Annotated in this window: 19 protein-coding genes and 4 pseudogenes; 5 read left to right on the top strand and 18 right to left on the bottom strand. The window is 71.2% G+C overall.

Going from position 1 to position 23,163, the window contains the following annotated elements; translation table 11 throughout:
- Positions 1-6: 6 nt before the first annotated feature.
- The 4 genes and pseudogenes from ACIBBB_RS00185 to ACIBBB_RS00170 form a co-directional block, all read right to left on the bottom strand.
- Positions 7-1,035: a LacI family DNA-binding transcriptional regulator gene (locus ACIBBB_RS00185; protein WP_398977109.1), complete on the bottom strand. Its 1,029-nt coding sequence runs from the start codon at positions 1,033-1,035 to the stop codon at positions 7-9.
- Positions 1,032-3,470, bottom strand: a complete 2,439-nt coding sequence (locus ACIBBB_RS00180; RefSeq protein WP_398977107.1) for a glycoside hydrolase family 2 protein — start codon at positions 3,468-3,470, stop codon at positions 1,032-1,034. The genes ACIBBB_RS00185 and ACIBBB_RS00180 overlap by 4 nt, the downstream gene beginning before the upstream one ends.
- 126 nt (positions 3,471-3,596) lie before the next feature.
- On the bottom strand, positions 3,597-4,019 hold the full coding sequence (locus ACIBBB_RS00175; RefSeq protein WP_398977105.1) for a RidA family protein: 423 nt from the start codon (positions 4,017-4,019) through the stop codon (positions 3,597-3,599).
- Positions 4,016-4,183, bottom strand: a pseudogene (locus ACIBBB_RS00170) (acyl-CoA dehydrogenase family protein); the annotation flags it as partial. The pseudogene ACIBBB_RS00170 and the gene ACIBBB_RS00175, both read right to left, overlap by 4 nt.
- 21 nt (positions 4,184-4,204) lie before the next feature.
- On the opposite strand from ACIBBB_RS00170, the pseudogene ACIBBB_RS00165 reads away from it, so the two are divergent.
- The 3 genes and pseudogenes from ACIBBB_RS00165 to ACIBBB_RS00155 form a co-directional block, all read left to right on the top strand.
- Positions 4,205-4,696 (top strand): annotated as a pseudogene (locus tag ACIBBB_RS00165) (2-aminobenzoate-CoA ligase); the annotation flags it as partial.
- A 43-nt stretch (positions 4,697-4,739) separates the two neighbouring features.
- Positions 4,740-5,570 (top strand): PaaX family transcriptional regulator C-terminal domain-containing protein, encoded by an 831-nt coding sequence (locus ACIBBB_RS00160; RefSeq protein WP_398977103.1) that lies wholly within the window; start codon positions 4,740-4,742, stop codon positions 5,568-5,570.
- Between the two features lie 43 nt (positions 5,571-5,613).
- A complete protein-coding gene (locus ACIBBB_RS00155; protein WP_398977101.1) occupies positions 5,614-6,087 on the top strand; it encodes a hypothetical protein in 474 nt (157 codons plus the stop codon).
- On the opposite strand, the pseudogene ACIBBB_RS00150 reads toward ACIBBB_RS00155, so the two are convergent.
- Both ACIBBB_RS00150 and ACIBBB_RS00145 read right to left on the bottom strand, forming a co-directional pair.
- Positions 6,074-6,537, bottom strand: a pseudogene (locus ACIBBB_RS00150) (bifunctional salicylyl-CoA 5-hydroxylase/oxidoreductase); the annotation flags it as partial. The gene ACIBBB_RS00155 and the pseudogene ACIBBB_RS00150 sit on opposite strands and share 14 nt — an antisense overlap.
- Positions 6,537-7,254: pseudogene (locus ACIBBB_RS00145) on the bottom strand (enoyl-CoA hydratase family protein); the annotation flags it as partial. The pseudogenes ACIBBB_RS00150 and ACIBBB_RS00145, both read right to left, overlap by 1 nt.
- 381 nt (positions 7,255-7,635) lie before the next feature.
- Between ACIBBB_RS00145 and ACIBBB_RS00140 the strand changes: the two are divergent.
- Positions 7,636-8,052, top strand: a complete 417-nt coding sequence (locus ACIBBB_RS00140; protein ID WP_398977100.1) for an ATP-binding protein — start codon at positions 7,636-7,638, stop codon at positions 8,050-8,052.
- On the opposite strand, the gene argF is transcribed toward ACIBBB_RS00140, so the two are convergent.
- The 10 genes from argF to ACIBBB_RS00090 all read right to left on the bottom strand — a co-directional run bounded on the left by argF (position 8,041) and on the right by ACIBBB_RS00090 (position 20,976).
- Positions 8,041-9,102 (bottom strand): ornithine carbamoyltransferase, encoded by a 1,062-nt coding sequence (gene argF / locus ACIBBB_RS00135; protein WP_398977098.1) that lies wholly within the window; start codon positions 9,100-9,102, stop codon positions 8,041-8,043. The two genes, ACIBBB_RS00140 and argF, sit on opposite strands and share 12 nt — an antisense overlap.
- A 186-nt stretch (positions 9,103-9,288) precedes the next feature.
- Complete coding sequence (locus tag ACIBBB_RS00130; protein WP_398977096.1) at positions 9,289-10,521, bottom strand: arginine deiminase; 1,233 nt, start codon at positions 10,519-10,521, stop codon at positions 9,289-9,291.
- A gap of 116 nt (positions 10,522-10,637) precedes the next feature.
- Positions 10,638-13,289 (bottom strand): polynucleotide kinase-phosphatase, encoded by a 2,652-nt coding sequence (locus ACIBBB_RS00125; RefSeq protein ID WP_398977094.1) that lies wholly within the window; start codon positions 13,287-13,289, stop codon positions 10,638-10,640.
- Complete coding sequence (locus tag ACIBBB_RS00120; RefSeq protein ID WP_398977093.1) at positions 13,286-14,791, bottom strand: 3' terminal RNA ribose 2'-O-methyltransferase Hen1; 1,506 nt, start codon at positions 14,789-14,791, stop codon at positions 13,286-13,288. Before ACIBBB_RS00120 ends, ACIBBB_RS00125 begins: the two co-directional genes overlap by 4 nt.
- A 30-nt stretch (positions 14,792-14,821) precedes the next feature.
- Positions 14,822-15,766, bottom strand: a complete 945-nt coding sequence (gene mmuM / locus ACIBBB_RS00115) for a homocysteine S-methyltransferase (protein ID WP_398977091.1) — start codon at positions 15,764-15,766, stop codon at positions 14,822-14,824.
- A 37-nt stretch (positions 15,767-15,803) separates the two neighbouring features.
- A complete protein-coding gene (locus ACIBBB_RS00110) occupies positions 15,804-16,754 on the bottom strand; it encodes an LLM class F420-dependent oxidoreductase (protein ID WP_398977089.1) in 951 nt (316 codons plus the stop codon).
- 102 nt (positions 16,755-16,856) lie between these two features.
- Complete coding sequence (locus ACIBBB_RS00105) at positions 16,857-17,342, bottom strand: DUF6099 family protein (RefSeq protein WP_398977087.1); 486 nt, start codon at positions 17,340-17,342, stop codon at positions 16,857-16,859.
- Between the two features lie 176 nt (positions 17,343-17,518).
- The gene (locus ACIBBB_RS00100) at positions 17,519-17,950 is read right to left on the bottom strand and encodes a nucleotide pyrophosphohydrolase (RefSeq protein WP_398977085.1); all 432 of its coding nucleotides are present in this window, start codon (positions 17,948-17,950) and stop codon (positions 17,519-17,521) included.
- Positions 17,951-17,975: 25 nt separating this feature from the next.
- Positions 17,976-18,380 carry a cell division protein SepF gene (locus tag ACIBBB_RS00095; RefSeq protein WP_398977083.1) on the bottom strand — a complete coding sequence of 135 codons (405 nt, stop codon included), beginning with the start codon at positions 18,378-18,380 and terminating at the stop codon, positions 17,976-17,978.
- 130 nt (positions 18,381-18,510) lie between these two features.
- Entirely contained in the window at positions 18,511-20,976 is a 2,466-nt protein-coding gene (locus ACIBBB_RS00090) for an ATP-binding cassette domain-containing protein (protein ID WP_398977081.1), read from the bottom strand.
- 291 nt (positions 20,977-21,267) lie between these two features.
- Here ACIBBB_RS00090 and ACIBBB_RS00085 point away from each other — a divergent pair, with 291 nt between their 5' ends.
- A complete protein-coding gene (locus tag ACIBBB_RS00085; RefSeq protein ID WP_398977079.1) occupies positions 21,268-21,555 on the top strand; it encodes a hypothetical protein in 288 nt (95 codons plus the stop codon).
- On the opposite strand, the gene ACIBBB_RS00080 is transcribed toward ACIBBB_RS00085, so the two are convergent.
- Entirely contained in the window at positions 21,543-22,490 is a 948-nt protein-coding gene (locus ACIBBB_RS00080; RefSeq protein WP_398977077.1) for an NAD-dependent epimerase/dehydratase family protein, read from the bottom strand. The two genes, ACIBBB_RS00085 and ACIBBB_RS00080, sit on opposite strands and share 13 nt — an antisense overlap.
- The gene (locus ACIBBB_RS00075; protein WP_398977076.1) at positions 22,487-23,128 is read right to left on the bottom strand and encodes a TetR/AcrR family transcriptional regulator; all 642 of its coding nucleotides are present in this window, start codon (positions 23,126-23,128) and stop codon (positions 22,487-22,489) included. The genes ACIBBB_RS00080 and ACIBBB_RS00075 overlap by 4 nt, the downstream gene beginning before the upstream one ends.
- Positions 23,129-23,163 lie beyond the last annotated feature (35 nt).

Raw genomic sequence — 23,163 nt, 5'->3', positions numbered from 1 at the left:
TGGGGGTTACGGGGACGGTGGGCCGGTCGAGCCGCGTGGGGTCAGGGTCGGGGTGGCGACCTGCCGGGCGGCGACGCGTTTGCCGCCGATGACGTCGTACATCGCCCGCGCCACCTCGGCGCCGAACGCGTGGATGTCGTGGCTCATCGCGGACAGCGACGGGTGCGTGAGCCGGCACAGCTGCGAGTCGTCCCAGGCCAGCAGGGAGACGTCCGCCGGGACGCGGAGCCCCATCTCGGCGGCGACGGACAGTCCGGCGACGGCCATGAGGTCGTTGTCGTACATGATCGCCGTGGGGCGCCCGGCGGAGGCGAGCAGCGAGCGGGTGGCGCGGGCGCCCGCGCCGCCGGAGTAGTCGGTGGCGCTCTGCCGCCCTTCCGGCAGGCCGAGTTCGGTCATGGCCGCCGTGAACGCCTCCCGGCGCAGGGCGCTGTGGCCCAGTCCGGCCGGTCCGCCGACGCGGGCGATGGAGCGGTGGCCGAGGGCCGCGAGGTAGCGGACGGCCTCCGTGACGGCCGTAGCATCGTCCGTCCACCGGGCGGTGAACGGCCCGGCCAGCGACGGGTGGCCGACGGCGATCACCGGCATGCCGAGCTTGGCGAGGGCGGGGACGCGCGGGTCGTCGCGCCGGAGGTCGACCAGGACGGAGCCGGCGACCTGGCCTGATCTCCACCAGTGGTGCTGGAGTTCGATCTCCTCGTCCATGTCCCGCACCAAGCGCAGCAGCAGGGCCCCGGAGTGCTCGGTGAGGACGCTGCCGATGCCGGAGATGAAGTCCATGTAGAAGGGTTCCAGGCCCAGTTGGCGGGCCGGGCGCCAGATCGCGAGCCCTACCGTGCCGGTCCCGCGCGGTCCTCGCGCGCGGGCCGAGCGGTTGGGCTCCCAGCCCATGGCCCTGGCGGTCTCAAGGATGCGCGCCCGCGTGGCCTCGGACACGCCCGGCTTGTCGTTGAAGGCGAGGGAGACGGCGGCGCGCGAGACGCCGGCGCGGGCGGCGACGTCCCTGATGGTCAGCCGCTGCCCGGCCGCGTTCACGCGGGCTCCACCATGAAGAGCGCGGCCCGGACGGAGGCCGGCCCTTCGGCCCCGGCGCCGTCCCAGCCGCGTACCCGGATGGTGGCGCTCTCGCCGGGCAGCAGCGTGAGCAGCCCCTGGTCGGCGACGGCGGTGGGCGTGAGCCGGTCCGCCTGGAGCAGCAGATCGCGCAGCAGCGTACGGGCGGTGACGACGACGTCCACGACATCGGCCTCGTCGCCGTGGGGGACTGTCTCCACGTCGTAGCGCGGGGCGGGGAAGGCGAACTCCCGGTCACGTACGGGGAAGTGCACCGCCCGCAGCTCTCCCGCGTCGGCGACCAGGAACTCCTTCGCCGAATCGGCGTCCGGCAGGAGTTCGTCGGGCACCGACGCGACCGCGACCGAGCGCGCCCCGGCGCGCACCGTCACCGTCGTCTCGGCGAGGGTCCGGCCGTCGGCGGCCGTGCGGCGCAGCCGTACTTCCGCGTCCCAGGGGGCCGGGGACTGGTTGTCGGCGACGACGGCCGGCCGGCCGCCGCGTTTCTGTACGGTGAGGAGCCGGTCCGCGTACAGCCGCCGCAGCGTGTAGTAGAGCGGCTTGAGGCGTTCGTCGCCGTCGACGGCGGCCCAGGAGGTCACCGGCCAGCAGTCGTTGAGCTGCCACAGGACGGTACCCGCGCAGACCGGCCAGTGCGAGCGCCAGTGTTCGATGCCGGTGGCGATGGCGCGCGCCTGGTTGAGCTGGGTGAGGTAGTGCCAGCGGTCGAAGTTCTCCGGTCCGGGCCCGGGTACGGCGAAGTGGTGGGCGAGGCCGCGCTCCAGTTTGCCGTTGCCGTCGTGGGCCTTCTGGTGGTGCAGCATGCCGGGCGACGTGGCCGACAATTCCTCCCCCGGCAGCGCTCGGCGCAGGGTGGCGTGGGCGGGCGGTGCCTGCCAGCCGAACTCGGCGACGAAGCGGGGCACGGCGTCGAGGTAGTCCGTGTAGTCGGTGCGGTTCCAGACGTCCCAGGAGTGCGCGGGGCCGTGCGCCGGGTCGTTGGGGTGGTGGTCCCAGGAGCCGGACCAGGGGCTGCCCGCCCAGTACGGCCGCGTGGGGTCGGTCTCGGCGACGACGCGGGGCAGCAGGCCCAGGTAGTAGCCCTCGCCCCAGGAGTCGCCGTCGAGTGCGGGCTCCCAGTCCCAGTCGCGGAAGCCCCACAGGTTCTCGTTGTTGCCGTTCCACAGGACGAGGGAGGCGTGCGGCATGAGGCGGGTGACGTTCTCGCGGGCCTCGGCCTCGATCTCCGAGCGCAGCGGCTGCTCCTCGGGGTAGGCGGCGCAGGCGAAGAGGAAGTCCTGCCAGACCATCAGGCCGAGTTCGTCGCAGACGTCGTAGAAATCGTCGCTCTCGTAGATGCCGCCGCCCCAGACCCGTACGAGATTGACGCCCGCGTCGGCGGCCTGGGTGAGCCGGGTGCGGTAGCGCTCGGGGGTGACGCGGGAGGGGAAGACGTCGTCGGGGATCCAGTTGACGCCGCGTGCGAAGAGCGGCTCGCCGTTGACGGCCAGGGTGAAGGCGGTGCCGTGCGCGTCGGTGCCGGTGTCGAGGGTGACCGTGCGGAATCCGATCCGGCGCTCCCAGCGGTCGAGGACCGTGCCGTCGGTGTCGAGCAGCTCCAACTCCGCTTCGTACAGGCTCTGTTCGCCGTAGCCGCGGGGCCACCACAGCGCGGCGTGGGGGACCTCGACGGTGAGTGTGGTGTGTGAGCCGTCGAAGTCGACGGAGGCGGTGTGGTCGCCGACGCGGGCGCGGGCGGTGAGCCGTCGCCCGGCGCCCGTGCCGGTGCGTTCGACGTCGACGCGCAGCTCGGCCAGGCCGGTCGGGCCGTCGACCGTCATGAGCGGGCGGACGGTGGCGAGCCGGGCGGTGGACCAGTGCTCCAGGCGGACGGGCTTCCACATGCCGGCGGTGACGAGGGTCGGTCCCCAGTCCCAGCCGAAGGAGCAGGCCATCTTGCGGATGTACTGGAACGGTTCGGGATAGGCGTTGGGCCGCTCGCCCAGCAGGGCGCGTACCGCCTCGGCCTCGGTGTAGGCGGAGGTGAACTCCACGCGCAGCGGTGTCGGGGCGGCGAGGTCCAGCCGGTCCGTGACGTCGAAGCGGTAACTCCGGTGCATGTTGCGGGTGTTGGCGACGCGTTCACCGCCGACGCTGATGGTGGCGACGGTGTCGAGGCCGTCGAAGACGAGGTCGGTGCGCTCGTGCTCGGTGTCGCGGGGGGCGAGCACGGTGTCGTAACACCAGTCGGTACGGCCCACCCAGGCCACGGCGCTCTCGTTCCGGGAGAGGAACGGGTCCTCGATCAGCCCCGCGTCGAGCAGGTCGGTGTGGACGCAGCCGGGAACCGCCGCCGGTATGTCGGTCCGCTCGTGGCGCAGCGTCCAGCCCTCGGTCAGGGGGGTGACGTCCTTCATGCGGATGCTCCGTTCTCGCCACGGCGTGCCGCTCAACGCAGAGGCGGTCACGTGGTCCGGTCCATAGACCGGTCAAGCATATTTCCGCAGTGTGGGTAAGGGAGTTGGTGTCGGATTACTTAACCCTTACTCAACTCGGCCGTCCGGCACCATCGCGATGCCGTCCAGCTCCACCAGTGCGCTCTCGTCCCAGAGCCGGACCGTGCCGATCAGGGCCATCGCCGGGTAGTCGCGGCCCGCGAGCCGCTTCCACACCCGGCCCAGTTCGGCGGCGTGGGCGCGGTAGTCCGCGACGTCGGTCGCGTAGACGGTGACGCGCGCGAGATGCGCCGGGCCGCCGCCTGTCGCGGCCAGCGCGGCGACGAGGTTGCCGAGGGCGGTCTCGAACTGCTCGACCAGGGTCTCCCCCACGATCGTGCCCGTCCGGTCGAGCGCGGTCTGGCCGGCCAGGAAGACCAGCCGGCCGTCCGTCGCCGTCACGCTCACCGCGTGCGAGAAGCCGGAGGGCGGCGCGAGTGCGCCGGGGTTGGTCCGCTCAAGGCTGCTCATCCGTACAACTCCTTCGCGATGACGGTGCGTTGGACCTCTGTCGCGCCCTCGTAGATACGGGGCGCGCGGACCTCCCGGTAGAGGTGTTCCAGCAGATGCCCCCGTTGCGCGGCGCGTGCGCCGTGGAGCTGGACGGCGGCGTCGACCACGTACCGCGCGGTCTCCTGGCAGGACTGGTACGAATCGACGAGTCCGGGGACCCGCTGCCCGACGGGGAGCCGGGGCTGCTGGCCGTCCGGGGCCCGGTGGGCTGCCGCAATCTCGCCGATCCGCGGCAGTCCGCCTACGTACGCGACGGCTGGAACCTCACCGGAGACACCTATGTGCGGGAGCCCGACGGCTACTTCCGCTATGTCGCGCGCGCGGACGACATGATCATCTCGGCCGGGTACAACATCGCCGGCCCCCAGGTCGAGGAGGCGCTGCTGGCGCATCCCGACGTGGCGGAGGCGGCGGTGGTGGGCCACCCCGACGAGTTGCGGGGCCGGATAGTGGCGGCGTACATGGTGCTCCACGAGGGGGCGCCGCCCGGCGAGGAGGCGCAGGAAGCGCTCCGCGCGTTCGTCACGTCGCGGCTGGTGCCGTACAAATGCCCGCGCGTCTTCGAGTTCCTGGACGCGCTCCCCCGTACGCCGACGGGCAAACTCCAGCGCTTCCGGCTTCGTCCGGGCGCCTGAACACGGCTCAGGAGCCGCCCTGTCCACCCCTTAGAGTGATCACGTGGTCGAGCAGCACACCCCGCGATCCCTGATCGTCACCCTCTACGGCGCGTACGGCCGGACGCCGGACGGCGCCCCGCTCGCCGTGGCCGAGCTGGTCCGGCTGCTCGGCGCGCTCGGGGTCGACGCGCCGTCGGTGCGGTCGTCGGTGTCGCGGCTCAAGCGCCGGGGGCTGCTGATCGCCGAGCGCACGCCCGAGGGCGCGGCGGGTTACGCGCTCTCGGCCGACGCGCGGCAACTTCTCGACGACGGCGACCGGCGTATCTACGGCCGTCCCGTGCCCCGGCTGTCGGACGGCTGGGTGCTGGCGGTGTTCTCCGTCCCGGAGGCCGAGCGGCACAAGCGTCATCAACTGCGGTCCCGGCTGGCCCGGCTGGGCTTCGGGACCGCCGCGCCGGGTGTGTGGATCGCGCCCGGCCATCTGTACGAGGAGACGCGGCACGCGCTGGAGCGGCTGCGGCTCGATCCGTACGTCGACCTGTTCCGCGGCGAGTATCTGGGCTTCGCGGCGACGGCCGAGGCGGTGGGGCGGTGGTGGGACCTCGGGGAGATCGCCACGCTGCACACGGAGTTCCTGAAGGCGCACGAGCCGGTGCTGCGGCGGTGGGAGGCACACGGCCCTCAGGACGGGCCCGGCGCGGACTCCGCCGAGGACGCCTACCGGGACTATCTGCTCGCTCTCGACTCCTGGCGCCAACTCCCCTACGCGGACCCGGGGTTGCCGGTGGAGCTGCTGCCGCGGGGGTGGCCCGGCGGGCGTTCGGCGAAGGTCTTCACGGCGCTGCACGCCCAACTGCGGGAGGCGGGCGCGGAGTTCGTACGCCCGGCATGAAATGAGGTGACTCGCCGGGGCGGGCTCGGCCATCATCGGGAGCATGGACGGGACACCGGATCCGCAGTGGATGGTCGTCGCCAACGTCGTGCGATGGCGCCGTTACGGCGACGGCGGCCAGGAGTTGCGGCCCGGCACGAAGGCGTACAAGGGCGGCGCCCGGGTCTTCGTCGTCCTTGACTACCCCGGCATGGGTCATATGGAGGTGACCACGATCGGCCAGGCACGCAACACCGGTCACTGGATCACCATCGCCACCGCGACCCGGCATCTGCACACCTTCCGGCCCAAGCTCGTGCACTCCCCCGCCGTGCTGCGCCGCGCCCACCCGGAGGGGCATGACGAGGAGTGTGCGCGGCAGCGGGCCACCAGCCTGGAACGGCTGGCGGCGATGTACCGCGCCGAGGTCTTCGCCGGCGCGCACCACCCGGAGGGCTGCCTCTGTCACGAGTGTCTGAACGGTGCGTACGGCGCGCGCGGCGAGGACGGCGCCGAGCGCCCGGTCACGTCAGGCTGAGCCTCGGTTTCGGGCCGTCGGTGCGGGGCCCGCCGGGGGTGTGCGGCTGCCCGCCCGGTACGGCGGCGGCCATGACGCGGCCGGACCGCTGTAGCCCTGGTCGGCCGCCGCGTGCAGGGTCCAGTGCGGGTCGTGGAGGTGGGGGCGGGCCAGCGCGCACAGATCGGCGCGGCCGGCCAGCAGCAGTGAATTGACGTCGTCCCACGACGAGATGGCGCCGACGGCGACCACCGGGACCGACAGGGTGTTACGGATCCGGTCGGCGAACGGTGTCTGGTACGAGCGGCCGAACTCGGGGCGTTCCTCGGAGACGACCTGCCCGGTCGACACGTCGATCGCGTCGGCGCCGTGCGCGACGAACGCGCGGGCGATCTCGACCGCCTCCTCGGCGGTGTTGCCGCCGGCGGCCCAGTCGGTGGCCGAGATCCGTACCGTCACCGGCCGGTCGTCGCGGCGAGCGGCATGTCCAGCTCGGCGGTGAGCAGCGCCTTGGTCTGCGCGTACGCGAGGGCCGGGCCGTCGGCGAGCCGGCGGGCCAGTTCGGCGGCGCGGCTGTCGGCGGCGCCTTCGTCGGTCAACTCGCTGATGAGGCCGATCCGTTCGGCCTCGGCCGCACGCACCGGCTCGCCCGGCATCAGCAGCCGGGTGGCGTGTCCGAGGCCGACGACACGCGGCAGCGGATAAGCCGCGCCCATGTCGCCCCCGGAGAGACCGACGCGGGTGAAGAGGAACGCGAAGCGCGCGGTGGGGTCGGCGACCCGGAAGTCGGCGGCCGGCGCAAGGACCGCACCGGCCCCCGCGGCGACCCCGTGCACGGCGGCGATCACCGGGAACGGGCATTCGCGTACGGCCCCGACCACCTGCCCGGTCATCCGGTTGAAGTCGAGGAGCTGGGCGGTGTCCATCGAGAGCGTGGCACCGATGATCTCGTCCACGTCACCGCCCGAGCAGAAGCCGCGTCCCTCGCCCGCGAGCACGAGTGCGCGGACGGACCGCTCCCTGGACAGCTCGGCGAGCAGGTCGCGCAGGTCGGCATAGGCGCCGAAGGTGAGGGGCGTTGAGCTTGTCGGGGCGGGCGAGGGTGACGGTCGCGACGCCGTCCTCGCGCGCCAGCCGCAGATGCCGCCACTCCTCGGTGCGGGGCGTGGAGCCGGAGAACGGGCTCATGGGGCGCGGCCTCCTTCAGCTCGATGCTGTGTGCCGGTCGCCCGGAGCGCCGGGACGCCGGGGGCGGACCCTCGGGAGCAAGATATCACCTGTCCGTGACTGCCGTCACGAGTACGCGACAAGGTGCGCGGCACCACGCACCACGCACCACGCACCGGGCCCCGTACGGCTCCCGTACAGGAGCCGCATGAGTCTCGTCGGTGCGGCCAAAGGTCCCGGGTGATATGTGGCGGAGGTCCTATTTCCGGCAGTCCGCTGCCCCTTGTGAACCTGTTTACGCTCCGTAAAGCTGACCCCAGGCCCACCCGTGCGGGGAGACCCCCCGACTTCCCGCACAGGACCTCGTGGCATCTCCACAGCACCTCGAACGGAATCTCCGCCTTGCCCGAAAGACCGGACACCGCCTTCTGGCGCATCACGCTGCCGCACAGCGCGGCGGCTGTGCCGATGGCGCGTGCCCTGATCCGTACGGCGCTGGCCGACATCGGGCCGGCGGCGGACAGCGACACGGCGGAGCTGCTGACGGCGGAGCTGGTCGCCAACGCCGTCGAGCACACGAATCCGGCCGTCCCCATAGAGCTCGTGGTCGAACTGCTGCCCTCGGGCTGTCAGATCGAGGTCCACGACGGCGACCCGGGCCCGCCGGGCGACCTGTCCGCGCCGCTGCCCGGTCATATGCCGGACCCCTGGCAGGAGCACGGCCGGGGACTGGTCCTGATCCGTACGCTGAGCGCCGACTGCGGTCACCGCACGACGGATCAGGGCAAGGCGGTCTGGTTCACCCTGTCAGCGCGCTGAGCCGCCCGGCGTGACCGGGTCGGGCGCGGCGGCCAGGCCGGGGGCCAGGTCCGGGGCCAGCGTCGCGACGAGGACGGCCTTGATGGTGTGCAGCCGGTTCTCCGCCTCGTCGAAGACCACGGAGTGCGCGGACTCGAAGACCTCGTCGGTCACTTCGAGTTCCGTGAGCCCGTGGCGTTCGTGGATCTCCCACCCGACGACCGTCCCGAGGTCGTGGAAGGCCGGGAGACAGTGCAGGAACCTCACGTCCGGATTCCCGGTCGCGCCCAGCACGTCCATGGTCACGCTGTACGGGCCGAGGGCCGCGATGCGCTCGTCCCAGACCTCCTGCGGCTCCCCCATCGACACCCACACGTCCGTGGCCACGAAGTCGGCGCCGCTGACACCCTCCGCGATGGACTCGGTGAGCGTGATGCGGGCGCCGCTGATCTCCGCGGCCTTGCGTGCCACGGCGACGACGTCGTCCGCCGGCCAGTACGCGCGGGGCCCGACGATCCGTACGTCCATGCCCAGCAGCGCGCCGGTGACGAGGTAGGAGTTGCCCATGTTGTAGCGGGCGTCGCCGAGGTAGGCGAAGACGATCCGGTCCAGCGGCTTGTCGGTGTACTCGGTCATCGTGAGCACGTCGGCGAGCATCTGGGTGGGGTGCCAGTCGGCCGTGAGCCCGTTGAAGACGGGCACTCCGGCGTGCGCGGCCAGTTCCTCGACGGTCGACTGCTCGTCGCCGCGGAACTCGATGCCGTCGAACATCCGGCCGAGCACACGGGCGGTGTCCTTCGCGGACTCCTTCTTCCCGATGTGCGAGCCGGCCGGGTCGATGTACGTCGTGGAGGCGCCCTGGTCGGCGGCGGCCACCTCGAAGGCGCAGCGGGTGCGGGTGGAGGCCTTCTCGAAGATGAGGGCGATGTTCTTGCCCCGCAGGAGCTGGACCTCATTGCCCGCCTTCTTCGCGGCCTTGAGCCCGGCGGCCAGCTCGACCAGCCCACGGAACTCCTCGGCGGTGAAGTCGAGCTCCTTGAGGAAGTGGCGGCCTGCGAGTTGTATCGCCATGGTGGCTGCTCCTGCTTCACGAATACGGGGACCTGTACGGGACCGATACAGAGACCTTGGAACTATATACGCTATGCCGTATTGATATACAGAGGGCCTGGGGCTGCGGAGTGGGCCCGGTGCCTCGTCAGACCAAACAGTCCGAAGGTCCGATCAGACGGTCCGATCGGACGACGTCCCCTTCGATCAGACCGCTTCCCTCTCGATCGGGCAGCTCATACAGCGCGGCCCGCCCCGCCCCCGGCCCAGCTCACTGCCACGGATCTCGATCACCTCGATCCCCTGCTTGCGCAGAAACGTGTTGGTGGTGGCGTTGCGCTCGTACGCCACGACCACGCCCGGCTCCACGGCCAGCACGTTGCAGCCGTCGTCCCACTGCTCGCGCTCGGCCGCGTGCACGTCCTGCGTCGCCGTCAGGACACGGACCTTGTCCAGACCCAGCGCGGCGGCGATCGCGCGGTGCATGTGCTCCGGCGGATGGTCGGTCACCTTGAGTTCGTTCCCGCCCGCGCCCGGCTCGATCGTGTACGAGCGGAGCATGCCGAGGCCCGCGTACTGGGTGAAGACGTCGCGGTCGACCATCGTCATCACCGTGTCGAGATGCATGAAGGCGCGCCGCTTCGGCATGTCGAGCGCCACGATCGTCCGGGCCGAGCCGGCCTCGAACATCCCGCGCGCCAGCATTTCGACCGCCTGCGGCGTGGTGCGCTCGCTCATCCCGATCAGCACGGCGCCCTCACCGATGACCAGGACGTCGCCGCCCTCGATGGTGGAGGGATAGTCGCCCTGCCCCTCCGACCAGTGGTGGAAAGGCCCGGCATCGGGTCCGGTGAAGAGCGGGTGGTGCTTGTAGATCGCCTCGAAGTGGACGGTCTCGCGCTGCCGGGCCGGCCAGCGCATGGCGTTGATGGAGACCCCGTCGTAGATCCAGGCGGAGGTGTCGCGGGTGAAGATGTGATTCGGCAGGGGGTCGAGCAGGAAGTCGTCCAGGTCCATGACATGGAAGCGGACAGAGGTCGGTTCGGCGTGGCTGTCCAGGAACTCCCGCTTGGTCATCCCGCCGACCAGCGCCTCCGCGAGATCGTCTGTCGGAAGCGCGTCGAAGACCGAGCGAAGGTGATCGGTGGCGAGCGGGCCGTACTCCTTCTCGTCGAAGACGCGGTCCAGGACGAGTGCGCGTGCCGCCGGGAGGTCGAGGGACTCGCGCAGCAGGTCACCGAAGAGATGGACCTTGACCCCCCGGTCGCGCAGGACATCGGCGAAGCCGTCGTGCTCCTCGCGAGCGCGGCGCACCCAGAGCACGTCGTCGAAGAGCAACATGTCCTTGTTGCTGGGCGTGAGCCGCTTGAGCTCCAGGTCAGGGCGGTGCAGTATGACGCGGCGCAGCCGCCCGGTCTCGGAGTCGACATGGAATCCCATAACCCCATCCTCGCGGATCGGGCGGCTTTCACGCTGCGAATGACTCAGAGACCGGGTGACCGCGTGCCCGGAGGACCGGGGCGTGCGATTGGCGCGTCGCGCGGTGCGACCCGGGCCTACAGGCGGGGGTCGACCGGCTCCGACTCCAGGGCGAGCACCGCGAACACCGCCTCGTGGACGCGCCACAGCGGCTCGTCGTCCGCCAGCCGGTCCAGCGCTTCGAGCCCGAGCGCGTACTCCCGCAGCGCCAACGACCTCTTGTGCCCCAGGAACCGCCCGCGCAGCCGCTCCAGATTCTCCGGCCGGGTGTACTCGGGGCCGTAGATGATCCGCAGGTACTCCCGCCCGCGCACCTTGATGCCCGGCTGCACCAGGCGCCCCTTGCCGTCCCGTGCGAGGGCCTGGAGCGGCTTGACGACCATGCCCTCGCCGCCGCGCCCGGTCATCTCCAGCCACCAGTCGACCCCGGACCGTACCGACGCCTCGTCGCCCGTCTCCACGATCAGCCGCCGGGTGACCTGGAGCAGACCGGTCGGGTCGTGCTCGGTCAGGCGGTCGAGCCAGGCCAGCTGCCGGTCGTGCGGGACGGAGGCCAGGCTCCGGCCGCGCGCGGCGAGGATCTGGAACGGCGCGAGCCGTACACCCGCCAGGCCGTCCGTCTCCCAGCAGTAACGGCGGTACGCCCGCGTGAACGCCGTCGCGTCCGCCGCCCGTTCCCGCTGGCCGGTCAGCAGCGCGCCCACATCGACGCCCCGGCCGAGGGCCGCTTCGAGCGCGCTCGTCACGGCCGGGAAGGCGGCACCCGCCGCCGCGCCGACCGCCGCGTACTGCGTACGCAGCAGACCGGTGGCCTTCAGCGACCAGGGCATCAGCTCGGCGTCGAGCAGCAGCCAGTCCGTTTCGAGCTCGTCCCAGAGACCGGCGGCGCCAATGGCCGTACGGAGGCGGCCCAGGATCTCCTCGGTGACGGACGGGTCGTCGAAGAAGGGACGCCCGGTGCGCGTGTGCAGCGCGCCGGTGGGTGCACCAACGCGGTCGCCGGTGCGGGATTCGGTGCCGATCCCGGTGCCTGCCTCAGCGCCCGCGTCAGTGCCTGCGTCGACCTCGCCGATGCCGAAGCGCTCGCGCGCCACGGTCGCGTCGCGGCAGACCAGCGCCACCGCGCGCGAGCCCATGTGTTTCTCCTCGCACACGACCCGCGCCACGCCGTCGTCGCGGTAGTGCGCGAACGCCTCGGCCGGGTGCTCCAGAAAGCCGTCCTCGCGTGAGGTCGCGGTGGGCGCCATGGTCGGCGGCAGGTAGGCGAGCAGCCGCGGGTCGACCGCGAAGCGGCTCATCACCTCAAGGGCGGCCGCCGCGTTCTCCTCGCGCACCGCGAGCCGGCCCATATGACGGGTCTCCACGACACGCCGGCCGTGCACGTCGGCGAGGTCGAGCGGCCGGCCCTCACGGCTGCCGGGCGCCGCCGTGTGCAGCGGCTTCGTCGGCTCGTACCAGACGCGCTCCGCCGGTACGTCGACCAGTTCGCGCTCGGGCCAGCGCAGCGCCGTCATCCTGCCGCCGAAGACGGCGCCGGTGTCCAGGCAGATGGTGTTGTTGATCCAGGAGGTGTTCGGTACGGGGGTGTGCCCGTACACGACCGCCGCCCGGCCCCGGTAGTCCTCGGCCCACGGATAGCGGACGGGCAGGCCGAACTCGTCCGTCTCGCCGGTCGTGTCGCCGTAGAGGGCATGCGAACGGACCCGGCCCGAGGTACGGCCGTGGTACTTCTCCGGCAGTCCGGCGTGGCAGACGACCAGCTTGCCGCCGTCCAGGACGTAGTGGGAGACAAGACCGTCGATGAAGGCCAGTACCTCCTCGCGGAAGGCGTCGTCCTCCTTCCCCAACTGCTCGACGGTCTCGGCGAGTCCGTGGGTCAGCTGGACCTTGCGGCCCTTGAGCCAGCGGCCGAGCTTGTTCTCGTGGTTGCCCGGCACGCAGAGCGCGTTGCCCGCGCCGGCCATGCGCATCACGCGGCGCAGCACGCCGGGGCTGTCGGGGCCCCGGTCGACGAGGTCGCCGACGAAGACCGCCGTACGGCCTTCGGGGTGTGCGCCGTCGCCGTCCGCGTAACCGAGCCGGGACAGCAGTGTGTCCAGCTCGGAGCGGCAGCCGTGGATGTCGCCGATGATGTCGAAGGGACCGGTGAGGTGGGTGAGGTCGTTGTAGCGGCGCTCGGTGACAACCTCGGCGCGCTCGACCTCCTCGACGCCGCGCAGGATGTGGACCTTGCGGAAGCCCTCACGTTCGAGCCCTCGGAGCGAACGGCGCAGTTCCCGCTGGTGGCGCTTGATGACATGGCGGGGCATGCCGGCGCGGTCGGGGCGGGCGGCATTGCGTTCGGCGCAGACCGCCTCGGGGAGATCGAGGACGATCGCGATGGGCAGGACGTCGTGTTCCCTGGCGAGCCGCACGAGCTGCCCGCGGCTCTCCGGCTGGACGTTGGTCGCGTCGACGACCGTGCGCCGGCCGGCGGCGAGGCGCTTGCCGGCGATGTAGTGGAGTACATCGAAGGCGTCGCCGCTGGCGCTCTGGTCGTTCTCGTCGTCGGCGACGAGGCCGCGGCAGAAGTCGGAGGAGATGACCTCGGTGGGCTTGAAGTGGGCGCGCGCGAAGGTCGACTTGCCGGAGCCGGTGGCGCCGATCAGGACGACGAGGGAGAGGTCGGTGACGGGAAGGGCACGGGTCCCGGTGGTCCCGGTGGTCCCGGTGGTCTCGTTGTCGGTCATGCGGCCTTCTCCTCCTTCACGGTCGTGGTCCTCGCGCTGTCGGTGACGGTGAACACCGCCATCTGTGTGGGCGGCCCCACCTCGGGGTCGTCCGGTCCCACCGGTATGTGGCGCACGGCGTACCCGTGGAGCGACGCCACCCTCGAAGCCCAGGCGCGGAACTCCGCGCGTGTCCACTCGAAGCGGTGGTCGCGGTGGCGCACGTGTCCCGCGGGCAGCGTCTCCCAGCGGACGTTGTACTCGACGTTCGGCGTCGTCACCACGACGGTCGTCGGCCGGGCCGTACCGAACACCGCGTACTCCAGCGCGGGCAGCCTCGGCAGATCCAGGTGCTCGATCACCTCGCTGAGGACGGCCGCGTCGTAACCCTTGAGCCGTTTGTCGGTGTACGTGAGCGAGCCCTGCATCAGCGCGACACGCTCGGCCTGGCGCTCGCTCATCCGCTCCACCTTGAGCCGGCGGGCGGCGACGGTGAGCGCGCGGACGGACACGTCGACGCCCACGACCCTGGTGAAGCGCACGTCCTTCAACAGCGCCTGTACGAGCTGGCCCTGGCCGCAGCCGAGGTCGAGCACGCGGCCGGCGCCCGCGTCGCGCAGGGCGGTGAGGATCGCCTCGCGGCGCTGCTCGGCGAGCGAGACGGTCTTCTCGGCCTTCTCGGCCTCCCCCGTCTCCTCGTCCGGGGCCGGGTCCTCGACGGCGTTGTCGATCGCCTCGACGCCGAGGTCGTCGGCCTCGGCGAGGCGGACGAGTTCGAGCCGTTCAGTGGCCTCCCTGGTCAGACCCCAACGGCGGGACAGATAACGGCTGGTGATGAGCCGCCGCTCCGGGTGGTCCGCCAGCCAGCCGTCACCGGCCCGCAGCAGCTTCTCGACCTCGTCGGGCGCGACCCAGTAGTGCTTGGCGTCGTCGAGCACCGGCAGGAGCACATACAACTGCCGCAGCGCGTCGGCGAGTCGCAGCTCCCCCTCCAGTGCCAGCGTCACGTAACGCGAGTCACCCCACGCGGGAAACGTCTCGTCCAACGCCACCGGCCGCACATCGACCGTCGTCCACCCCAGCGGCCCGAAGAGAGAGCGGACCAGGTCGGCGCCACCACGCGCGGGCACGGCGGGCACCTCGATCCGCAGGGGCAGAGGCTCGGCGGCGCGCTCGGGCAGCGCTTTGCACACCCCGTGCAGCGCGGTCTTGAAGACGGTGCTCAGGGCGACGGCGAGCAACGAGGAAGCCGCGTACGGCCGGTCGTTGACGTACTGCGCGAGCGCCGCGTCGGGCGCGCCGCCGCGCCCTTTGCTCTTGCCCCGCCGAACGAGGGCCACCGGATCGACCTCCAGCAGAAGAGCCGCCGTACAGCGCTCGACGGACGCCTCGGGGTAGAGGACGTGCGCGATGCCGTGCGAGGTCGAGAACGTCTGCGCCCTGTCGGGATGCTTGTGCAGCAGAAACCCGAGGTCGGTGGCGGGGCGTTCAGGGGTGCCGGTAGTACTGATCGTAAGGAACACCTGACCGAGTATGGCCCGTTCGACCAGCGGCTACGAGGGAGTTTCGGCGGGGCCGTCCTTCTCCGCGCCCAGCAGGGCCGCGACCTCCGCGATGCGGGCCGGGCCGACGCGGCAGCAGCCGCCCAGGAGTCGGGCCCCGGCTGCCTGCCAGGTGTGGAGACGGGCCGCGGGGAGGGGGCCCTCCCCCCTCCCCTCCCCCACCCACCCCTTCGTCTTCGCGTCCCACGCCTCCCCGCTGTTCGGGTAGACCACCACCGGTTTGTGGGTGATCGAGGCCGCGAGTGCGACCGCCGCGTCCGCGTCCGACGGGTCGCAGCAGTTGACGCCCACCGCGATCACGTCGTCCTTGTCCGCCGCCAGGGCGAACGCCTCGGCCAGTGGCTGGCCCGCGCGCGTGCGGTCGCCCCTGATCGTGTACGAGAGCCAGACCGGGACTCCGAGGCCCTCCGCCGCCCTGAGCAGCGCCTCCGCCTCGTCGGTGTCCGGCACCGTCTCCAGCGCGAGGACGTCCGGGCCGGCCGCCGCGAGCGTCTCGATCCTCGGGCGGTGGAACCGCTCCAACTCCCGGACCGACAGCCCGTACCGTCCCCGGTACTCACCACCGTCCGCGAGCATCGCCCCGTACGGGCCGACCGAGGCCGCCACCCAGATCTCCCGCGCCACCTCGGCCCCCGCCCGCCGGGCCAGGGTCACGCTGTCGGCCAGCAGCTGGGACACCCGGGCCCGGCCGACGCCCCGGCGGGCGAAGCCCTCGTACGTCGCCTGGTAGCCGGCGGTGATCAGCACCTGGGCGCCGGCCCGTACGTAGGCGGCGTGCGCCGCCTCGATCTGCTCCGGTCCGTCGTCCAGGAGCCGCGCCGACCACAGCTCGCCCGACAAGTCGCATCCCTGCGCCCGGAGTTGGTCGGAGAGCCCGCCGTCGAGGACAAGGCTGCCCTCGGCGAGCGCGGCGGCGAGTGTGCGGGCGGGCCTCACGGACACCTCCTCGTCCTCGATCGGCCGACCGGCCCGTTCAGCGGGAGGACTGCTCGATCAGGCCGCTGCCCAGCTGGGACTGGACCTGGGAGGAGAGCAGTTCCAGATGGTCGAGGTCGTCGAGATCCAGCATCTGGCAGTAGATGCGGGACGCGCCGATCGCCCCGTAACGGCCGATCTTGTCGACGACCTCGGCGGGCGAACCCGCGAGTCCGTTCGCCTTCAGTTCCTCCACCTCCCGTCCGATGGACGCGGCCCGGCGGGCCACCTCCGCGTCGGTCCTGCCCACGCATGCCACCAGCGCGGTCGAATACACCAGGTCGTCGGCCTTCCGTCCGGCCTTGTCCGCCGCCTCCCGCACCCGGCCGAACTGCCTCTCGCTGTCGCCGATCGAGGCGAACGGGATGTTGAACTCGTCCGCGTACTGCGCGGCGAGGCGCGGGGTGCGCGTCGCGCCGTGTCCGCCGATCAGCATCGGGACCTTGGACTGGGCCGGCTTGGGCAGCGCGGGTGAGTCGGCCAGTTGGTAGTACGTCCCGTCGTACGAGAACTTCTCGCCGGGCGGTGTGCTCCACAGCCCCGTGACGATGGCCAGCTGCTCCTCCAGGCGGGCGAACTTCTCCGTGGGGAACGGAATGCCGTACGCCTTGTGCTCCTCCTCGAACCAGCCTGCGCCCAGGCCCAGTTCGACCCGGCCGCCCGACATCTGGTCGACCTGGGCGACCTGGATGGCGAGCACGCCCGGCAGCCGGAAAGTGCCTGCCGTCATGAGGGTGCCGAGCCTGATGCGCTTGGTCTCGCGCGCGAGACCGGCCAGTGTGATCCAGGCGTCGGTGGGGCCGGGAAGACCGTCGGCGGAGCCCATCCGCAGATAGTGGTCGGAGCGGAAAAAGGCGTCGAAGCCAAGGTCTTCCGTCGCCTTGGCAACGGTCAGCAGTGTCTCGTAGCTCGCCCCTTGCTGGGGCTCGGTGAAGATTCGAAGATCCATGCATCCATCCTGCACCTTCGAGCCCCCGTCGACGGCGCCTCCTCGCCGGGGCCCCCGCATTCCCCTCTCAGTCGTCTTCCGAGCCGTCCCCTCGGCCGCGTCTCACCCCATTTCCTTCTCCGTCTCCCAGCCCCGCTCACGGATCTCGTCCCGCATGGTGAGCTTTCGCAGCATTCCGTGCACCCGGTCGTTCGATTCGTCGGCCGCGTCGATCGCCTCGATGCACTGCCAGTACAACCCCTCCTCGTCCGTCCCGCAGGCCACCGAGACCAACGCGATCCCCGCCTCGCCGAGGAGCATGCCCAGACCCGTCAGCGCACTGCGCGCGTCGGTCACCGTCGTGAGCTGTGCCGCCCGTATCCCCCCGGCGCGCAGCGAGGGGTGGTCGGGTGACGCGCCGCCCCGCGCGCCTGTCTCAGCGAGGTCCCGTGCTTCCGTCCTCAGCTCTTTCGGTCCGTGCAGGGCCAGTTGGTCCCCTATCGCCTGGGCGAGTGCCTGTGCCTGCCAGGCTTCCGCCACGACGTCCAACGCCGCGCCGCTCCGGGCCAAGGCAACCCGGCCGGCCGCGATGAGCCTCTCCGCGTCCATTCGCCATCCCCGTCTCCGTCTGTCCGAACTGTCCGTCTGTCCCCGTCTGTCGAACACCCTGCCCACTTACTCATTACCCAGAGTGAGGTATCGGCAACAGAAAGACCAGAGGAATTCGGAAATCTGTGGACAGGAAGCCGGTTGTGGATAACTCGGCCACTCCGCAGAGTGACGAATCAGTCGGATGTAGACCCGGACGCGGAGCCCGACGCGGAGCCCGACGCGGAGCCCGACGCGGACCCGGACGACGAGGACGCCGAGGGTGCCGATGAGGCGCCGGGGGCGCTGCGCGGGAAGCGCAGCTCGTTCCGGTCGATCTTCTCGGCGAGCGCGCTCAGCGCGTCGACCCCCAACACGTCGCAGAACTGCAGCAGATACGCCAGCACATCCGCGACCTCGTCCCGCACGCGGTGCGCCGCCCCGGGGTCCTCCATCACCCGCGCCGACTGCTCGGGGGTCAACCACTGGAAGATCTCCAGCAGTTCGGAAGCCTCGACGCTCAGCGCCGCGGCCAGGTTCTTCGGTGTGTGGTACGGCTCCCACTCCCGCGCCGCCGCGAACTCCACCAGTCTGCGCTGCAACCCCTGTACATCCAGTTGTTCCGTCACGGACCCAGATGTATCAGGGTTCTGGTCACGGCTGCTGGGCCGCCGCAGCCGCGATCCCCTCGACCTCGGTGCCGACCGGCGCGAGCAGGAAGACGTTGCGCTCGACCCGGTGCATTCCGCTGCCGAGCCCGAAGACGACACCGCTGCTGAAGTCCAGGATCCGCTTGGCCACGTCCGTGTCCGCGCCGGTCAGGTCGAGAAGCACCGGGATCTGCGCGATCAGATACTCCGCGACCTCACGCGCGTCGGCGAAGACCTGCACCCGCAGGACCACGAATCGCCGCTGCTCGGCCGCGTAGTCCTCCGGGATCGTGCGGTGGTCGACGCGCGAGGGCCATTCGTTGCGGCCCCGCAGTGGGACGACCTGAGCCAGGCCCTCCCACTGCTCATCCGTGGCGTCGTACCTGTCGTAACCGCCGTATCTGCTCACCGGATCACCCCGCCCGCGCGCTGTGTCTGCATCCGGCCATACTCCCGCCCCTCACCCGTTCGGCCCAACAGCGACACGGGCCAGTTCGTAAACACCGGGCCGGTTACGCGAAGGGGCGTGGGGAGGCCGGTCAGGCGCCGACGTACGCCGCGAGGTGTTCGCCGGTGAGGGTGGAGCGGTCCGCCACGAGGTCGGCGGGTGTGCCCTCGAAGACGATCCGGCCGCCGTCGTGGCCGGCGCCGGGGCCGAGGTCGATGATCCAGTCGGCGTGCGCCATCACCGCCTGATGGTGTTCGACCACGATGACCGACTTGCCGGACTCGACGAGCCGGTCGAGCAGGCCGAGCAGTTGCTCGACGTCGGCGAGGTGCAGCCCGGCGGTCGGCTCGTCGAGCACGTAGACGCCACCCTTGTCGGCCATGTGCGTGGCCAGTTTGAGGCGCTGCCGCTCGCCGCCGGACAGCGTGGTGAGGGGCTGGCCGATGGTGAGGTAGCCGAGCCCGACGTCGTCGAGCCGCCCGAGGACGCGGTGCGCGGCCGGTGTGTGCGCCTCGCCGGAGCCGAAGAACTCCTCGGCCTCGGCCACCGACATCGCGAGCACCTCGCTGATGTCGCGTCCGCCGAGGTGGTGGTCCAGCACCGCCGCCTGGAACCGCTTGCCCTCGCACTCCTCGCAGACGGTGGAGACGCCCGCCATCATCCCGAGGTCGGTGTAGACGACGCCGGCGCCGTTGCAGTTGGGGCAGGCGCCTTCGGAGTTGGCGCTGAACAGCGCCGGCTTCACGCCGTTGGCCTTGGCGAACGCCTTGCGGATCGGGTCGAGCAGTCCGGTGTACGTCGCGGGGTTGCTCCGCCGCGAGCCGCGGATCGCGCCCTGCCCGACCGACACCACACCCGAGTCGCCCGTGCCCGCCGAGCCCCCCGCGCCCCCCGCGCCGCCCGCGCCGCCCGCGCCGCCCGTGCCGTTGCCCAGTGACCCGTGCACGAGCGAGCTCTTGCCGGAGCCCGCGACGCCGGTGACGACCGTCAGCACGCCAAGCGGGATGTCGACGTCCACGGAGCGCAGGTTGTGCGTCGTCGCCCCGCGGATCTCCAGCGCGCCGGTGGGCTTGCGCACCGTCTCCTTGAGGACGGCCCGGTCGTCGAAGTGGCGGCCGGTGACCGTCCCCGCACCCCGCAGCCCGTCCACCGTCCCCTCGAAGCAGACGGTGCCGCCCTCCGAACCGGCCCCGGGCCCGAGGTCGACGACATGGTCGGCGATCGCGATCGTCTCCGGCTTGTGCTCCACGACGAGCACCGTGTTGCCCTTGTCGCGCAGCCGCAGCAGCAGGTCGTTCATCCGGCTGATGTCGTGGGGGTGCAGCCCGATCGTCGGCTCGTCGAAGACGTACGTGACGTCGGTGAGCGAGGAGCCGAGGTGGCGGATCATCTTGACGCGCTGCGCCTCGCCGCCCGACAGGGTGCCCGACGCGCGGTCGAGGCCGAGATAGCCGAGTCCGATCTCGACGAACGAGTCGAGCGTCCCTCCCAGCGACTCCAGCAGCGGCGCGACCGACGGTTCGTCCAGCGCTCGTACCCACTCCGCGAGATCGCTGATCTGCATCGCGCAGGCGTCGGCGATGCTGATGCCCTCGATCTTCGAGGATCTCGCCTCCTCGCTGAGCCGGGTGCCGTCGCACTCGGGGCAGGTGGTGAAGGTGACCGCCCGGTCCACGAAGTCCCGGATGTGCGGCTGCATCGCCTCCCGGTCCTTGGAGAGGAATGACTTCTGGATCTTGGGGATCAGTCCCTCGAAGGTGAGGTTCACCCCCTCGACCTTGACCTTGGTCGGCTCCCGGTAGAGGAAGTCCCGCATCTCCTTCTTCGTGAACTTGGCGATCGGCTTGTGCGGATCGAGGAGCCCCGACTCCGCGTAGACGCGCACGGTGAAGAAGCTGTCCGACTTCCAGCCGGGGATGGTGAACGCGCCCTCGGCGAGCGACTTCGTGTCGTCGTAGAGCTGGGCGAGGTCGATGTCCGAGACCGATCCCCGCCCCTCGCAGCGGGTGCACATGCCGCCGGTGCGGTTGAAGGTCGCTTTCACGGTCTTGCGGTTGCCGCGTTCGACCGTGATCGCACCGCTCGCCCGGACGGAGGCGACGTTGAAGGCGAACGCGCCGGGCGACCCGATGTGCGGCGTGCCGATCCGGCTGAAGAGGATGCGGAGCATCGCGTTGGCGTCGGTGGCGGTGCCGACCGTGGAGCGCGGGTCGGAGCCCATCCGCTGCTGATCGACGATGATCGCGGTCGTCAGCCCTTCGAGTACGTCCACCTCCGGCCTGGCCTGCGTCGGCATGAAGCCTTGTACGAAGGTGCTGTACGTCTCGTTGATCAGCCGCTGCGATTCGGCGGCGACGGTGCCGAAGACCAGGGAGCTCTTGCCCGAACCGGAGACACCGGTGAAGACCGTCAGTTGGCGTTTCGGGATCTCGACGCTGACGTCCTTGAGGTTGTTCACGCGCGCGCCGTGCACCCGGATCACCCCGTGGCTGCCGACCACGTGCCGTGCGTCCGTCCCGGACTCGGCCCGTGCGTCCGTCCCCGTGTTCCTGCTCATCGTCGCTCCGTCCGTGAGGCGCGTTCGTCCATGCCCCTCACGCTAGTGCGGCCGGATGACCGGCGCTTCTCCGATCCTGATCGGTGTGCGGACCGCGCGGTGAACCGCCTCAGCTCGCGAGCGTCTCCCGCGACACCACCCACAGCCGGGCCGCGGCCTCCGGGTCCAGCGCGTAGTCGGCGACGCCGTCATTGGCCGGCGGCACGTTCGGCCCGGCCTCGGCGGACGCCGCGACCGACGAGCGGCCGACCAGTTCGATCGGGGCGACCGATACGAAGGGGGTTGCCGGTCGTGGCGGTGATGTCGGCGGCCGTACGCTCCCCGGCCCCGATGTCGCGTACGGCGCAGCGTGACCTCGGTGCCCGCGGACGCCAGCGCGCGTGCGGTCTCGACACCGATACCGGAGGCACCGCCGGTGACAACGGCGCGCCTGCCGGTCAGGTCGACTCCGACGACATCCTGGTCAGCGTCAGCGTCAGCGTCAGCGGCGTCGCCCTCGCCGCGGGCGAGAAGAGCATGCGCGAGCAGGCCGGCCGCCTGCTGGACCTGCTGCTGGACGGTCTGCGCTACACGCCGTGACCGCCGGCGGTGGCCATGTTGGCCGCCAGACCCTCCCGGTATCCCGGGAAGCGCGGCGTCCAGTCCAGCTCCGTACGCGCCCGCTCGTTGGAGACCCGCACGTTGACGCGGGTCATCACCTGGCCGACGTACGGCGCGGCGAGCCGGATCAGTCCGGCGGGCAGGACGATCGGCCTGGGCGTACGGGTCGTACGGGCGATCTCCTCCATCAACTCGCGCCACGTGGCAGGGGTGTTGTCCACGACGTTGTAGACCCGCCCGCCGGCTCCCCGCTCCAGCGCGGCGACGGTCGCGGACGCCGCGTCCTCGTGGTGGATCAGCGCGAGCGTCCCCCCGCGCCCGAACGGCACCGGCAGCCGGCGCCTGCTCATCATCGCGGCGAAGAGCTCGGTGTCGCCTCCGTAGAAGAGGCCGTAGCGCAGGGCCATGCCCTCGATCCCGGGCCCGGCACCGAGCACCTGGTCCTCGGTGGACTTCAGCGCCGCGAGCACCGGGTCCGTCTTGGCACCCGTGGGCACGGCGAACGGCGCGTCCTCCGTGAGCGGTTCGGACCCCAGGTCCCGGAAGCCGTACCCGAGGAACATCGACTGCGTCAGAAAGCGACTCGCGCCCATCCGCCGCCCCGCGTCCAGCAGGTTGCGGGTCCCTTCCGCCCGAAGCCGGTTGGTCGGCTCCAGGTCGGAGTACCGCAGTGGCGCCTTGGTCAGCGCGGTGAGTTCATGGACGACGGCGTCCGCGTTCAGTCCCTCCACGGCGGCCAGCAGCGCGCTCCGGTCGAGCACATCGGCCAGTAGGGCACTCGCGCCCCTCCGCCTGAGCCGCTCTGCGGAGTCCGGGAAGCGGGTGACGGCGATGAGCTCGTGTCCCGCCTCCATGAGCTGGGGTACGAGGAAGTGGCCGAGGGTGCCGGAGGCTCCGGCGAGGAGAACCTTCATGACTCCTCCTTCGGAAGAGGCGGGTTGGGAATGAGGGCGAGGGCCAGGTCGGTGAGCGTGTCCAGATAGGCGTCCTCGGTGACGCCGGTCGGATGGGCGCCGCCGTAGATGTCGGCCATCAGCCAGTAGTGCGAGAGCGCGTCCTGAAGGATGGCGGCGACGGCCGACCAGTCCGTCTGCGGGGCGAGGGCCTGGGCCTGGGCCTGGGCCTGGGCTTCGAGGAGTTGGGTGAGCGCGGCGTGGTTCCGCGCGACCTCGGCGGTACGGAACTCCTCCAGCAGCTCCGGGAACGCGGCCAGGTCCCGGACCAGGATGCGGTTGACGTCCCGCTCGTAAGCCAGCCGTTCAAGCCCGGACTTGGCGACGGCACGCAGCAGCACGCGCGGGGCCGCCGAAGCGGTTACGGGTGCCGGGTCCTCCGTACTGAGAAGCGTGGTGAGCGCGTCCTTCGTACGGATGCGCTCCCTTAGCCCGACGCTCAGGATGTCCTTCTTACTGCGGAAGTGCTTGTACAGCGCGCCGGACCCCGGGGAGAGCCCGGCAGCCGCCTCGATCTTCGCGATCGTGGTGCCGGTGTAGCCGAGCTCTCCGAACAGACGCATCGCCTCGCTCAATATCCGCGAGCGGGTGTCCGACATCGGCACTCCAGAGGGGCGCAGCAAGTAAGTACTTG

The organism is Streptomyces sp. NPDC051217 (genome assembly GCF_044455465.1).
In the GTDB taxonomy this organism is placed as follows: domain Bacteria; phylum Actinomycetota; class Actinomycetes; order Streptomycetales; family Streptomycetaceae; genus Streptomyces.
Note: the sequence above shows the minus strand (reverse complement) of the source record. Positions and strands in the feature narration are given on the sequence as shown.

Coding starts and splice junctions, on each gene's coding strand:
- ACIBBB_RS00180 (WP_398977107.1), bottom strand. CDS start 3,470: ATGAAGGACGTCACCCCCCTGACCGAGGGCTGGACGCTGCGCCACGAG.
- ACIBBB_RS00175 (WP_398977105.1), bottom strand. CDS start 4,019: ATGAGCAGCCTTGAGCGGACCAACCCCGGCGCACTCGCGCCGCCCTCC.
- ACIBBB_RS00155 (WP_398977101.1), top strand. CDS start 5,614: ATGGACGGGACACCGGATCCGCAGTGGATGGTCGTCGCCAACGTCGTG.
- argF (WP_398977098.1), bottom strand. CDS start 9,102: ATGGCGATACAACTCGCAGGCCGCCACTTCCTCAAGGAGCTCGACTTC.
- ACIBBB_RS00130 (WP_398977096.1), bottom strand. CDS start 10,521: ATGGGATTCCATGTCGACTCCGAGACCGGGCGGCTGCGCCGCGTCATA.
- ACIBBB_RS00125 (WP_398977094.1), bottom strand. CDS start 13,289: ATGACCGACAACGAGACCACCGGGACCACCGGGACCACCGGGACCCGT.
- ACIBBB_RS00110 (WP_398977089.1), bottom strand. CDS start 16,754: ATGGATCTTCGAATCTTCACCGAGCCCCAGCAAGGGGCGAGCTACGAG.
- ACIBBB_RS00105 (WP_398977087.1), bottom strand. CDS start 17,342: ATGGACGCGGAGAGGCTCATCGCGGCCGGCCGGGTTGCCTTGGCCCGG.
- ACIBBB_RS00090 (WP_398977081.1), bottom strand. CDS start 20,976: ATGAGCAGGAACACGGGGACGGACGCACGGGCCGAGTCCGGGACGGAC.
- ACIBBB_RS00080 (WP_398977077.1), bottom strand. CDS start 22,490: ATGAAGGTTCTCCTCGCCGGAGCCTCCGGCACCCTCGGCCACTTCCTC.
- ACIBBB_RS00075 (WP_398977076.1), bottom strand. CDS start 23,128: ATGTCGGACACCCGCTCGCGGATATTGAGCGAGGCGATGCGTCTGTTC.